8 protein-coding genes are annotated in these 13636 nt (G+C 60.7%); 5 read left to right on the top strand and 3 right to left on the bottom strand.

The window, feature by feature from the left end; all coding sequences use genetic code 11:
• Positions 1 to 6: 6 nt before the first annotated feature.
• Both ACP86_RS20490 and ACP86_RS20495 read right to left on the bottom strand, forming a co-directional pair.
• Positions 7 to 1503: a DUF3375 domain-containing protein gene (locus tag ACP86_RS20490; RefSeq protein ID WP_053115275.1), complete on the bottom strand. Its 1497-nt coding sequence runs from the start codon at positions 1501 to 1503 to the stop codon at positions 7 to 9.
• Between the two features lie 396 nt (positions 1504 to 1899).
• Complete coding sequence (locus ACP86_RS20495; RefSeq protein ID WP_053113251.1) at positions 1900 to 3258, bottom strand: IS1182 family transposase; 1359 nt, start codon at positions 3256 to 3258, stop codon at positions 1900 to 1902.
• 54 nt (positions 3259 to 3312) lie between these two features.
• Here ACP86_RS20495 and ACP86_RS20500 point away from each other — a divergent pair, with 54 nt between their 5' ends.
• Positions 3313 to 3849 (top strand): hypothetical protein, encoded by a 537-nt coding sequence (locus tag ACP86_RS20500; protein ID WP_141201898.1) that lies wholly within the window; start codon positions 3313 to 3315, stop codon positions 3847 to 3849.
• A gap of 64 nt (positions 3850 to 3913) precedes the next feature.
• Here the strand turns inward: ACP86_RS20500 and ACP86_RS20505 are convergent, their stop codons facing one another.
• Positions 3914 to 4897: a ribose-phosphate diphosphokinase gene (locus ACP86_RS20505; RefSeq protein ID WP_053115276.1), complete on the bottom strand. Its 984-nt coding sequence runs from the start codon at positions 4895 to 4897 to the stop codon at positions 3914 to 3916.
• Between the two features lie 212 nt (positions 4898 to 5109).
• On the opposite strand from ACP86_RS20505, the gene ACP86_RS20510 reads away from it, so the two are divergent.
• From ACP86_RS20510 to ACP86_RS20525, 4 genes are all read left to right on the top strand, one after another.
• Entirely contained in the window at positions 5110 to 6825 is a 1716-nt protein-coding gene (locus ACP86_RS20510) for an NADH-ubiquinone oxidoreductase-F iron-sulfur binding region domain-containing protein (protein WP_053115277.1), read from the top strand.
• 10 nt (positions 6826 to 6835) lie between these two features.
• A complete protein-coding gene (gene fdhF, locus ACP86_RS20515) occupies positions 6836 to 9706 on the top strand; it encodes a formate dehydrogenase subunit alpha (protein ID WP_053115278.1) in 2871 nt (956 codons plus the stop codon).
• A 115-nt stretch (positions 9707 to 9821) separates the two neighbouring features.
• Positions 9822 to 10943: a metallophosphoesterase family protein gene (locus tag ACP86_RS20520; RefSeq protein ID WP_053115279.1), complete on the top strand. Its 1122-nt coding sequence runs from the start codon at positions 9822 to 9824 to the stop codon at positions 10941 to 10943.
• Complete coding sequence (locus ACP86_RS20525) at positions 10940 to 13582, top strand: AAA family ATPase (protein WP_053115280.1); 2643 nt, start codon at positions 10940 to 10942, stop codon at positions 13580 to 13582. Before ACP86_RS20520 ends, ACP86_RS20525 begins: the two co-directional genes overlap by 4 nt.
• The last annotated feature ends 54 nt before the right edge of the window (positions 13583 to 13636 follow it).

The raw sequence follows: 13636 nt of genomic DNA on the forward strand, positions 1-13636 counted from the left end.
GCGGGTTTACAGCTCCCAGTCGATGGCTTCTGCGTCTTGTCGGGTTAGCGCCAGTTGCGGCACGTGGAAGCGCAGCCGGTGTCCGTTGCTGTCGGTAATATCCACGGCTTCCCGGTCGTCGGTGATTTCCACCTCCGCCTCACGGGACATGGCCAGCCACAGGGCAATGGTTTCCAGGTCGTGAGTGGGCGGCAGGTGAGCCGCCAGGTCGCCGATGCTCATGGGGCGGTCGGTGACTTTCAGCAGTTCCACGGTTTCCTGGTACAGGGCTTCCCGGTCAAGACCGTCAAATGCCCGCCAGAACTCTTCGTCGACGTCGTCGAGGTTGACGCCCTGATCGGTCAACTCGAGGCCTTGTGCCTGCTCTTCAGTGGCGGACTTGAATCTGAGCCGCTCAACCAGCGGCAGGCTGGAAACCGCCACGGCAATTGGCGGCAGAGGCGTGTCGCCTTTGCGGACCTTGTGGCTGGACCAGTCGATGTTAAGTGCGGTGTTCAGTATACCATTGAGCAGTTCGCCGACTCTGTGGTTCTCGGCGGCCAGCCCGGTTTTCAGGAACCCTTTGACGTCTTTTTCGCTGCGGGCCCGGGCGCGGATGACAGCAGCGGACTCCTGTATCAGCCGGATCACGAGCCAGCGCAATTCATCCTGTTGCTGTCGGGACAGGGCGTGGCGGGTTGCCGGATTCTTCAGGATGGTACGCAACCGGTGTTTCATGTTGTCCAGCTCGATGGAACGGCTAAGTTGCTCACTGAAGTTGTGGAATACCTTGCCCTCGGCGGTTTCCAGCAGGGTGTCGTGGCCGTCCAGCAAGCGGTCAACGATTTCGCCACGGTGATGCTGTTCGCTGACGATGGATTGGCGTAACTGACGGTCTGCGTCCCGATAGGAGTCCTCCACCTGGCGAAAGTCCGCTCGCAGACTGGTGGCAAGATTGTAGACTTCGCGGATGCCTTCTGCGGCTTCGGCCCCCTCCAGCACCTTGAATCGACCGGCTTCCACGTCGGCCAGTTCGTGCTCCAGGTCTCTTATTTTGCGGCGTATATGGTCCGCACGGCTTTGGGCATTCGGGTTCAGACGGGTTTCCAGGTTTTCAATTTCCCGCTGTACCGTGGCGAGGCGAGAGGCGGTGGACGTCATGATCTTTTCATCGAGGCCCTCAACAAAGGCCAGGGCTTTTTGCAGGGCATCGGTGGCCATCAGCCGGCCGTCCCGTTCCACTATCAGCCCTTTGCGAATCCAGGAGCGTAGTTCTTTCCTGGCATCGGCTGCCGGGTCGTCGGGGGACAGCTTCAGGTCGTCGCTGTTGGCGTGTTCACGCAGGATATCCGTCAGCATTTGCTGGGCATCCTCGAACAGGATTTCTTCCCGGTTTGTTTCCATCAGTGCCTGCAGGCAACTAAGTACCAGGGGCCCGCGGGTGGCAGACAGAAGCTTCCAGGCCGGATGCTGGTGACGGGCCACCAGGTAGGAGCGGGTTCTCAGGTGGGTTTGTTCGTCCATCGGCAGTGTGCTTTTATCTGGTATCTGGATAACGGGTGGCAGCAAACAGGGTCTGATAATGGCATTTATATGGCGTTCATAATAGTACCGGTGTGATAGCGACCGTAACAACTTAATACCCATCAGACCACCACAGGGGCGGTTTCACCAGAGCGCTTTGTTATCCGGTGCCACCTTTATTCTCCAGGCCGACACCAGGCCGCCCTTGTCATTATCCACCCGGGTCACATACTCTGCTAGCAGCCTGTCGGACTTGCACCTGACAGACAGCGTTTAAAGTGATCTTGTTCGCTTGGCTCCCGACTTTCACCGCAAGTGGCCATCGGGGTGCACAGATTGGCCTCAATGGCACCTAAAGTACACCATGAAAGGCCTTAAAATGGCGGCAAAAGGCCCTCACACCGCCATTTTCAACACGCTCATACGCTTTACGTTCCATGCCAGCGTGGCTAACGTCCATTCGCCTGCAACCTTCTTCAGCCCCCTCATCGAGAACTGCCTCAGGCCCATCACCTGCTTGATAATTCCGAACACGGGCTCCACTGTTTGTTTTCGCAAGGCGTACAGCGCTCGCCCAGATTGGGTAGTGAGCCGGTGTTTCATCTGCACCACCGGGTCGTTCGTGACAGGCGCTGGTTCATCGGCTGCGAATCGATCAAATACGGACAGATGGTGTTGATCGCGGGCCACCGCCAGTGACGGCTGGATGTTATTTTCCCGGCACGCCTGAACATTGGTTTTACTGAAGTAGCCCGTGTCGGCCAGCAGATCAGTGACGGTGCCCAGGGCCTGCGGCAACGCACCTATCTGGGTCAGGGCTGGAGTAATCTGCTGTTTGTCGTTTGTCGCCTGGGTCATGTGGGTACTGACAACCAGCATCGTCTCGGTATCCACTCCGGCCTGAGCGTTATAACACTGCTCAAAGCCCCCGCCGGAGACGGGCATGATGCGCGATTCGTCATCGCTCAGGTTCACTTGATCGGTATCCCGAGGGCCGGGCTGCGGTGGTTTAGGTGCCCGGCCCCGGGGCTTTTTTCCGGCGTCCCTCTGGGCCTGCCGTTTGGCCTGTTTTTGCTGGTAGTCGGCCTGCTCCTGATCAAAGCGTTCTTGTGCTCGCGCCTCTATGGCCCGCTTGGCGTCTGCCAGCGCTTCCAATCGGGCTTCACGCCGGGCGATTTCGGCGGGGATATCCATACCCTCAAGTACTGGTGCCTGATCTGCGGCCTCCGCCTGAGCGGCGAGTGCGTTCACTTCCGCCTTGAGCTGCGCCTCAATCTTATTTGCGTGGGCATAGGACAGCGCTTTGTGCTTACTGGCGTTCGCTTTTACCTTGGTACCATCCAGGGCGATCCGCCCCAGCTTCACCAGATTCATTTCCCGCGCCAGCAGCAGGACCTGCACGAACAGAGCCTCAACCTGAGGAAGAAAGCGACGGCGGAAGGTGGCGATCGTGTCGTGATCCGGATGCGTGTTGGCCGCCAGGTAACGGAACGCAATCGAGTCGTGGGTAGCGCGCTCAATCTTGCGGCTGGAGAAAACGCCGGTCGCGTATCCATAAATCAACAAGCTGAGCAATACGGCAGGATGATGGGCCCGTGAGCCGCGCCCGGCATACTGCCGCGTTAGCTCAGACAGATCGAGCTGATCAACGACCTCGACGACAAAACGGGCCAGATGGTCTTCAGGCAACCAGTCTTGAACAGACGGTGGAAGCAGGAAGTCGGTGTCCCGGTCAGCTATTACGAAATGTCCCATCAGTGAATTCCGGTTGTGGCCCGTGTTGCCCCGATTATCTCATGTCGATACTGCTTGGTTAAGTCCGACAGGCTGCTAGAGTCTGTGATTGAGGCAGGTGGTGAGCTGAGGTTGGGCACGGAGGGCATTCCCGTCGACTGGCTGGTGGTCATGCATCGCCTGCCAGAGACTGCGATGCTGGAAAAACAGATCAAGTCCTCAGCCGTGGAATACCAGCGCGTCACGGCGGCGGCCGACTTGCTTGCCCGTTTTTATCTGGATGCCGCAAGCGTCCGGCTCTCGGGGAACCAGTACCTGGAGCGCTTGCGGGAGGGCATCGACGATCACTACCAACAGTTGATTGATTACTCCCTTCCGGAGGACAGGGTCAAACGGGTCCGTGACCAGCAAATGACACTGATTGAAAAACACTCGGCGGTCTTTGCGGATCGCGCAAAGGCCGGCATCCTCGTTGAGGCCCATGGTGATTTGCGGCCGGAGCATGTCTGCCTGACCGAGCCACAGAACGGGCCAAGCTGGCGATCTGGCACCTGGACGACGATTTCCGCGAGAGGCGCGGGCCATGGCGGCAAAAAGCGCTGGATTACCTGAACATAGCCTCCGATTTCGGCAAAGGTGCTGGCGGCTGAAGCGATGGCGCCCAAGAAACCCGGATTCAGGACTCCAGATCTGTCACATCCCTGCCTTCATGCAATGCAGTGATGGTATCGGCTATGCCGGCAGTAATATCCACCAGCTCAACCTTGGTCTTCAGTGATTTGGACGGCAGTGACGGAGTGACCGTATTGCCGAGAATCACCCGGGACAATGCCGGCGAAGCCAGTTTTTCCCCGGTATCGTCAGTGAACACAGCGTGCGTGGCGATGGCGATCACGTCCTCCGCGCCCTGGTCTCTGAACGCTTCCGCAGCCCGCTGCATAGTGCCTCCTCCTGCGATCAGGTCGTCCAGGATCAGGACGGTGCGGTTGCGGATATCGCCAACCACGGCAGAACCGCTCATTTCGCCCTGGCTGCGATGCTTCTCCATAAATGCGCTGCCGACGGGGCGCTCCAGCCGATTCGCCAATGACTCGCGGAACAGTTCCGCACGCTTTACGCCCCCTATATCCGGGGACGCTACGGTGATTTCCCTGTCCCCGAGTTCCGGCAGGAGGTAGTCGATGAACGCTTCCCTGGCGCTCAAATGCACTGTCGGGCAGCGAAAGGCATTTTCGAAAGCGGCGCGGTTGTGAACGTCCACGGTCACCATGGTGTCGATCGTCACAGCCTCGAAGAGCTGGGCGACATAGCGGGTGGTGACAGGATCATGGGGCTTGGTTCTCCTGTCCTTGCGGGAGTAAGAAAGGTAGGGCGCCACGACATTGATTCGGCCGGCGCCAGCGTCCCGAAGACTGGCCAGTAAAAACAGCAGACGCACGAGCTTGTCGTTGGTGCTGAGGCCATCGCTGCTGTTGAGGGACTGGACCACGAATACATCCCGGTTGCGAACCGTCTCCAGCGTGCGGATCTTGTGCTCGCCGTCTTCGAAATCCCGTTCCTCATGTTTGCCCAGGGGTACGCCCAGGTGGGCGGCCACTTGCGAGGCAAAGTCGCTGCCGCAATCAAGACTGAAGAGTGCTATTCGGTCATCCGGTTTCATGGGGCAAGTCCGTTCGCTTTGGCTGAGGGTATCAACTGCTCTTTTAACTCTAGTCAAAATGCGGATAAAGATATACGAGGCCGAGTTTTCGATCTCTTCATCCCGCTTTCCATCGTCTGGCGTAATCCCAGTCTCATATGCTTCAATGATCAGTAACTAGTCAAGTCAGCTAACAAGGCTGTCTTTGATACCTCGGCGCCTGGTCAACAACAATGAGCACAGACGATAAGATGGTCAAACGCCGGCGCTCTGCTCTACGTGGCCGTCAACTGGAACCGGCGGTACTGTCGGAGCTGCGGGACCTGATCGGTGACGAACGTGTTGATTCGTCATTGCGGGACCGCGATCGCCTTATCGAACACCTGCATGTACTGCAGGACGCAGACGGTTACCTCTCCATGCCCCGCCTTCGGGCCCTTGCCGCTTTCATGAACCTGCCCATGGCCGCCGTCTATGAAACGGCCACGTTCTACGCCCATTTCGACGTCATTCACGATGAAGAAGCCCCGCCGCCTGAGATAACTCTTCGGGTGTGTAACTCGGTTTCCTGCCAACTGGCGGGCGCAGGCGCACTGCACGAGGCACTGGCCGACGGGACGGACCCGAGCCAGGTGCGTGTGGTCCACGCACCCTGCATGGGGCGCTGCGATACAGCACCTGTGGTGGCCGTGGGACAACATCATGTAGGCAACGCCACTGTCCAGACGGTTGGCGCGGCAGTCGAACAAAAGCAGGTTCAACCCGACGAGATCCATTGGCAGAAGCTGGCGGATTATCGCTCGGTAGGTGGTTACCAGTTGCTGAAGGAATGCCGCGACGGTCGGATTACCGTCGAGTCGCTTGCGGAAGAACTTCAGCAGGCTGGCCTGCGCGGCCTGGGCGGCGCCGGGTTCCCCACGTACCGCAAGTGGCAGGCCGTGCGGGCCGAACCCGGGCCGCGCTACGCGGTGATCAATGCCGACGAGGGTGAGCCGGGTACCTTCAAAGATCGCTATCACCTGGAACGAGAACCCCACGTGTTCCTGGAAGGTGCACTGGTCAGCGCCTGGGCGGTTGAGGCGAAGGCCCTCTACATCTACCTGCGCGATGAATATCCCGGCCTCCTCGGAGTGCTGAAAGACGCCGTCGCCGAACTGGAATCTGCCGGCATCATAGAAGCCGGTTTTGTGATCCTGCGCCGGGGCGCGGGCGCGTACATCTGCGGCGAGGAATCCGCCCTGATCGAGTCCCTGGAAGGTAAGCCCGGCAAGCCACGGCATCGCCCGCCGTTCGTAGCCCAGAAGGGATTGTTTAACCAGCCCACACTCGTTAACAACGTCGAGACCGTTTACTGGATTCCGCGCATCCATGCCCAGGGCGCAGACTGGTTTGCCAGCCAGGGGCGGCATGGTCGCAAGGGGCTTCGCAGCTTTTCGGTATCCGGCCGGGTCGCGCGGCCCGGTGTGCATGTCGCACCCGCTGGCATCACCCTCCATGAATTGATCGAGGAATACTGTGGCGGCATGGCCGAAGGGCATCGCCTGCTGGCCTACCTGCCCGGCGGGGCCTCCGGCGGCATACTGCCGGCCAGCAAAGCCGACATTCCACTGGATTTCGACACCCTGCAGGAACACGGCTGCTTCATCGGCTCTGCCGCGGTGATCGTTCTGTCTGATCAGGACGATTTACAGGCAGCGGCTGCCAACCTGTTGGGCTTCTTTGCGGATGAGTCCTGCGGCCAATGCACGCCCTGCCGTGTGGGCACCGAGAAAATGCTCACCTTGCTGGAGCGGGATACCTGGGATGAGCAGACGCTGCAGCAACTGGCCGGAGTAATGGCGGATGCGTCCATCTGCGGTCTCGGCCAGGCCGCACCCAATCCGGTACTGAGCCTGCTGCGGGACTTCCGCAGCGAACTCGCCAGCCAAAAACTGATTGCCAAAGGGTAGGGAGGCCGCCATGAGCGATTCCAGCACAAGCTTTACCCTGACCCTCGACGACGTGGAAGTTCAGGCCCACCCCGGCGAAACCCTTTGGCAGGTGGCCAAGCGCGCCGGCGAGACCATCCCGCACCTCTGCTTCAAAGACGCCCCGGGTTACCGCGCCGATGGCAATTGCCGCGCCTGCATGGTGGAAGTGGAGGGTGAACGGGTGCTCGCCCCAAGCTGTATCCGCGAGGCCGCGCCCGGCATGGTGGTGCGAAGTGCCGGTTCCACCAGAGCCCAGGAAGCCAGGAAAGCTGTGCTGGAATTGCTGCTGGCCGATCAACCTGCGCGAGAGAGCAGCCCCGATCGTTCAAGCCATCTGTGGGAAACGGCGGATCAACTGGCCATTGATGCCGGCGCGGTGCGCCAACGTCTGCCGGCTCGTTCAGAGCGTGACGAGCCAACGGTTCACCATGTTGCGCCGCGATCGGATTCGCTGGCCCACGCCCGGGGCCATGACGCCACTCACTCTGCCATGAACGTGAATCTGGACGCCTGCATCACCTGCGGATTGTGCGAGCGCGCCTGCCGCGAAGTGCAGGGCAACGACGTGATCGGCCTGGCCCATCGCGGTGCCGCTTCCAAGGTGGTGTTTGATTTCGATGATCCCATGGGCGACAGCACCTGCGTTGCCTGTGGCGAATGCGTGCAGGCCTGCCCGACGGGCGCGCTCATGCCCGCCACCCTGATCGATGCCCAGGGCCGCGGAGACTCCGCCACCGCCGACCGCACTGTAGACTCCGTTTGCCCCTATTGCGGGGTGGGCTGCCAGTTGACCTATCACGTGAAAGACGAGCCTGCGCCTGCCGAATCAGAAACAGGCGAGCAGCGAGGACGCATCCTGTTTGTGGAAGGCAAAGACGGCCCCTCAAACCAGGGCCGGCTCTGCGTGAAAGGCCGTTTTGGCTTCGATTACCCCTCACACCCGGCGCGGCTCACCCGGCCGCTTATTCGCCGTGAGGGCGTCCCCAAGGGGCTCGACCCGGAGTTTGATCCGGCCCATCCGTTAACGCACTTTCGAGAGGCAAGCTGGGAAGAGGCGCTGGATCTGGCGGCAGGCGGACTGACCCAACTAAAAGAGCAACACGGACCGGATGCGCTCGCCGGTTTCGGCAGTGCCAAGTGCTCCAACGAAGAAGCCTGGCTGTTTCAGAAGCTGGTGCGCACCGGTTTCGGTTCAAACCACGTTGATCACTGCACCCGGCTTTGCCACGCCAGCTCCGTGGCCGCGCTGATGGAATGCCTGGGCTCTGGCGCCGTCACCGCTTCCTTCATGCAGGCCCTTGAGGCGGATGTGGTCATCCTCACCGGCTGCAACCCGGCGGTAAACCACCCGGTGGCCGCTACCTACTTCAAGCAGGCGGCCCGCAATGGGACCAAGCTGATCATCATCGACCCCCGGGGCCAGGCGCTGGACGCCTATGCCTGGCGCAGCCTGCGTTTCTCGCCGGGTGGCGACGTGTCACTGTTCAACGCCATGCTCAATGTGATTATCAGCGAAGGACTCTTCGACCAGGCCTACATTGATGCCCACACCGAGGGCTTCGAGGCGCTGGCGGCCAGCGTTGAGGGCATGACCCCGGAGGTGATGAGCCCGGTTTGCGGCGTGGAGCCAGACACCATTCGTGAAGTGGCCCGAGCCTACGCGGGTGCTGACAGAGCGATGATTTTCTGGGGCATGGGCATCTCCCAACACGTGCACGGCACAGACAACGCCCGCTGCCTGATTTCCCTGGCGCTCACCTGCGGCCACACCGGCCGGCCCGGTACCGGCCTGCACCCATTGCGGGGGCAGAACAACGTGCAGGGTGCCTCCGATGCTGGCCTGATCCCCATGGTACTGCCGGATTACCAGCCGGTGGGGGATGCCCAGTTGCGCGCCGCTTTCGAAGAGCTCTGGAACACTGAACTGGACCCGGAGCCGGGGCTCACCGTGGTGGAAATTATGGACGCCATCAAGGCAGGCACCATCAAGGGCATGTACATCCTCGGCGAAAACCCCGCAATGTCCGACCCGGACCTGACCCACGCCCGGGCCGCGCTCGCTGCCCTGGAACACCTGGTGGTACAGGACCTGTTCGTCACCGAGACCGCCCAGTTTGCCGACGTTATCCTGCCTGCCGCCGCCTGGTCGGAAAAGTCCGGCACCGTCACCAACACCAACCGCCAGGTGCAAATGGGCCGTGCCGCACTGGCGCCGCCGGGGGAGGCAAAGCCCGACTGGTGGGTTATCCAGGAAATCGCCCGGCGTTTCGGGCTGGGTTGGAACTACGCCGGCCCCGAGCAAGTGTTTGAAGAAATGAAGCAGGGCATGCATTCACTGGATCATATCTCCTGGTCTCGTCTGGAGCGCGAAGGGTCCGTCACCTATCCATGCCCTGCGGATGACGCCCCGGGCCAGGACGTTGTCTTCTCCGATGCCTTCCCGCGCGCAGGAGGCCGTGCCAGGTTCTCACCGGCCAGCCCGTTGCCACCGGATGAGCCGGTGGATGAGGCCTATCCCATCGTGCTGACCACCGGGCGATTACTCGAGCACTGGCACACCGGCGCCATGACCCGTCGCAGCCGGGTGCTGGATGAGCGGGAGCCGGAAGCGGCAGCCTACCTGGCACCAGCGGAGCTGGATCGCATAGGCGTAGCACCGGGTAATGAGATTCAAATCGCCACCCGGCGCGGCACCATCACCCTGACGGCGCGGGCCGACCAGACCATGCCGGAGGGCATGGTGTTTGTTCCCTTCGCCTTTGTCGAGGCGGCAGCGAACGTGCTCACCAACCCGGCCCTGGACCCGTTCGGAAAGATCCCGGAGTTCAAGTACGCAGCCTGCAAGTTGAGCCCGGCGTAGCTTCCCAGGCAAACAAACTCGTCCAGAACGACGTTCTTTGTCGTACCGCCTCTGTAAAGTTGTCGCGGGTAGTCTAGAATAACGCCAAAATTTCCAGATCTTTCAGGTAGATAAAATGCCAAAGTTTTTGCATACGGCAGACTGGCAGATGGGCCGGACCTTTACCCGCTTCGAGACCGAAGACGGTGCAGCCCTGGTCGAGGCCCGGTTCGAGGCCATTGAAACGCTTGCTCAACTGGCCAACGAACATGAGTGCGATGCGGTCCTGGTGGCCGGCGATGTCTTTGATGCGCAAACAGTCTCCGATCGCACCATCCGCCGGGTATTCAATGCCACAAAGGCGTTCGTTGGCCCCTGGGTCATGCTGCCAGGCAACCACGACGCCGCCCTGGCAGAGAGCGTATGGACGCGAGCCCAGCGCCTGGGTGCGGTACCGGAAAATGTACATCTCGCGCTACAGCCCGGGGTGATTGATCTGGAAGCCCAGGGCCTCAGCATCCTCTGCGCGCCGCTGACTCAGCGCCATACCTACGGCGATCTGACCGAGCCGTTCAGCGGCTATGAAACACCGGAAGATTTTCTCAGAGTCGGTCTGGCTCACGGCAGTGTACAGGGCCTGTTGCCGGACGAGATTGATTCTACCAACCCCATCGCGCCAGACCGAGCAAAAGCCAGCAGGCTCGATTACCTCGCCCTGGGCGACTGGCACGGCACCAAGCAGATCGATGAACGCACCTGGTACAGCGGAACGCCCGAGCCGGAACGGTTCCGGAACAACGAAGCGGGCAATGCCCTGATCGTTGAAGTGTCCGAGCCCGGGGCAACCCCGACAGTAACCTCACTCCCAACGGGGCGGTATCAGTGGCACCAGTGGCGGGAAACCCTGGCGGTCCACTCCGATCTTGAGCAGTTGCTGGAGCGTTTGAACACCTTGCCCGAATCCGCTGTTGTCGATCTGCGCCTTGAAGGCTCTGTGACCCTGGCCGGCGAAGAAACCCTGTTGAAGGCCTTGTCGGTTGCCGAAGCGCGATTCCGCAGCCTTCGCTGTGAGCGGAGCGGGCTTCAGCTTACACCCACGGATCAAGACATCGCGGCCCTGAAAGCCGACGGCTACGTGGGCGAGGTGGTTGAGAGCCTGCGAGAGCGGCAAGAAGGGGCCCAGGACGATGTCGCCCGGGATGCGCTGGCGATTCTGGCCGGAATGCTCAGGGAGCGGGAACAGGAGGTGGGGCAATGAAGCTGCAGCGAATGCGCATTGAACAGCTGCGCCAGTTCCGCAAACCCTTTGTTCTGGACAACCTGCAAACCGGCCTCAATCTGATTCACGGCCCCAACGAGTCTGGCAAAAGCACGCTGGTACGAGCCATCCGTGCCGCGTTCTTCGAACGCTACCGTTCAACCGCCGTAGACGACCTGCGCCCCTGGGGCGACTCGGCCGCGGCGCCCACCATTGAGCTGGATTTCGAGCACGACAACCGCACGTGGCGCCTTACCAAAAGCTTTCTCCAACGCAAACGGTGCGACCTGGTTGTCGGCACCGAGACCTACAGTGAAGACGACGCCGAAGAAAAACTGGCTGAATTGCTGGGCTACCAGTACCCGAAACGCGGCGCCAGCAAAGCCGAACACTGGGGCATACCGGGACTGCTGTGGGTGGAGCAGGGCACCGGGCAGGACATCGAACAGGCCATAGAGCATGCCGGGGACCATCTGAAGTCCGCCCTGAATTCCATGGTCGGAGAAGTGGCCAGTTCCGGAGGCGACGACCTGATCGAGACGGTTCGCAGCCAGCGGGACACCCTGCTTACCGGCACCGGCAAGCCCCGGGGCGATTACCTGAAACTGGAAAAAGACCGCGCTCAATATGAACTTGAAATTGAAGAGCTGAAGGAGCGGGTGCATAAATACCAGGAGCAGGTCGACCGGCTTGGCAAACTGACCCAGGACTATGAGCAGGCCGAGGCCGAGCGCCCCTGGGAAGACGCCCAGCGCCAGCTGGAGGAGGCCCGGGTACGCTATCAGCAGGTTGAGCGCCTGGAGCAGCAACAGAACCAGGAGAAAGCCACGCTCAGCCAGCTACAGCAAAACCACCGCCTGTTGCAGCAGAACAAGGAACACCTGGAAGGGCTCAGTCGCCAGCTTGAAGGCCGAAAAGCCGAACTGGACCGAGCGGAGCGAGACCTCGCTACCGCAGAAGCCCAAACTCCGATGATTGCAGGCCGTTTGAGCGAAGCCAGAAGTGCCTATGAGCAAGCGGAAAAGCAACGCAAACTTGCGGGTTTGCTGCAAACCCGGGAGCGGCTGGAGCAGGATGTCCGCCGGCTTGAACAACAAAGACAGGTGCAGACCCAGAACCTTGCCAAAGCAAAGGAATACCACCAGCAGTTAGAGCAGGCCAGGCAGCAGGCCCGGGAAAACCGCATTGATTCCGAGTTAGTCAAGAAACTGCGAGCAACGGGGAACCAGCTGAACGAAGAGACCATTCGATCACGTACCATCGCCACCCGATTGAGCTGGCAGCTGGATGCTGGCGCATCACTGACGCTGAACGACGAATCGCTCACCGGACAAGGCGAGCAGCAGCTTCTGGAAGAATCGACGCTGGTGATTCCGGGTGTGGGCACCCTGGGCATAACGCCGGGCGGGGAAGAGCTGGCCAGCACCCGGAGGAAGCTCAAGACCCTAGAGGAAAACCTGGAAGAACAGCTAAAGACCCTTGGCGTGGAATCTGTGCAACAGGCGGAGGATCGTCTTTCCGCCTTTGAAAGTGCTGCACGAGCCGTGAAGCATGCCGATGAGCTGTTCAAATCTCTGGCGCCGGCAGGCCTTGAGCAACTTATCTCCGACCAGAAAGAGGCGGAAGTCGAGCTGGAGAAAGCCAAAACACAACTGGAAGCCACTCCCAAACCGGATCCGAAAGAGAATGTGCCGGCCCTGGAAGAAGCGGAGGCGGCCTTCACCCGGGCTGGCACCGCCCTGGACAAAGCCGAAACCGATGATCGCACGCACCAGTCCAGTCTGTCTGCCCTGAAGCAGGCCCGTGACAACGCCAAAACCGAATGGCAGCGGCTGGCGGATGAAGAAAAGAGCCCGGAACGCCAGCAGCAACTCCGCCAGATAACCACCGACCTGGCGAACATCGAAAAACAGCAGGCCGAACTGCAAGCCAGCCTCGAACGCCGCGAACGGGAAATCCGCGAAGCCCGCCCGGAGTTTCTCCGGCAGGATATCGAACGCTACCAGAATGCGGTCAATCAGCTGCGCCAGACCCAGGAGAACCGGGGCCGCGAACTTCGCGATATCAAAGTCCGGCTGGAAGCCTGGGGAGCGGAAGGGCTGGAAGAACAGCTCAACGAGAAAGAGGCGGAGTACGACCAGTGCAACCGCCGCTATCAGGAACTGCACCGCCGCGCCCAGGCGTTGGATCTGCTGCTGAACCTGCTCACCGAAAAGCGCCAGGCCCTGACGCGTCGACTGCAGGCGCCGCTGCAAAAACACCTCAACCATTACCTATCGGTGCTTTTCCCGGAAGCCTCCCTGGAAGTGGACGAACAGCTACGCCCGGGCACCTTCAGCCGGGGCACCGAGCTTGGGCAGATCACTGAACTGAGCTTTGGCGCCCGGGAACAAATGGGCCTGATCAGCCGCCTGGCCTATGCCGACTTGCTGCGGGAAGCCGGAAGGCCAACACTGGTCATACTGGATGACACCCTGGTGCACAGTGACAGCGACCGCCTGGAAGATATGAAACGCATCCTGTTCGATGCGGCCAGCCGGCATCAGATATTGTTGTTTACCTGCCATCCAGGGAACTGGAGCGACCTTGGTGTACCACCTATTGACCTCCAGAGCTTGAAGGTTCATGCAGTTGCATAGGCATAACTAGCGACGCCAAGCAGTGCTTTGCAAGTTACGGCCGGCTGACCGGCA

This window comes from Marinobacter sp. CP1 (assembly GCF_001266795.1).
Classification (GTDB): Bacteria; Pseudomonadota; Gammaproteobacteria; order Pseudomonadales; family Oleiphilaceae; genus Marinobacter; species Marinobacter flavimaris.

What these genes read in the sequence shown, in the direction of transcription:
- ACP86_RS20490 (WP_053115275.1), bottom strand. Translation starts at nt 1,503, where the DNA reads ATGGACGAACAAACCCACCTGAGAACCCGCTCCTACCTGGTGGCCCGT.
- ACP86_RS20495 (WP_053113251.1), bottom strand. Translation starts at nt 3,258, where the DNA reads ATGGGACATTTCGTAATAGCTGACCGGGACACCGACTTCCTGCTTCCA.
- ACP86_RS20505 (WP_053115276.1), bottom strand. Translation starts at nt 4,897, where the DNA reads ATGAAACCGGATGACCGAATAGCACTCTTCAGTCTTGATTGCGGCAGC.
- ACP86_RS20510 (WP_053115277.1), top strand. Translation starts at nt 5,110, where the DNA reads ATGAGCACAGACGATAAGATGGTCAAACGCCGGCGCTCTGCTCTACGT.
- fdhF (WP_053115278.1), top strand. Translation starts at nt 6,836, where the DNA reads ATGAGCGATTCCAGCACAAGCTTTACCCTGACCCTCGACGACGTGGAA.
- ACP86_RS20520 (WP_053115279.1), top strand. Translation starts at nt 9,822, where the DNA reads ATGCCAAAGTTTTTGCATACGGCAGACTGGCAGATGGGCCGGACCTTT.
- ACP86_RS20525 (WP_053115280.1), top strand. Translation starts at nt 10,940, where the DNA reads ATGAAGCTGCAGCGAATGCGCATTGAACAGCTGCGCCAGTTCCGCAAA.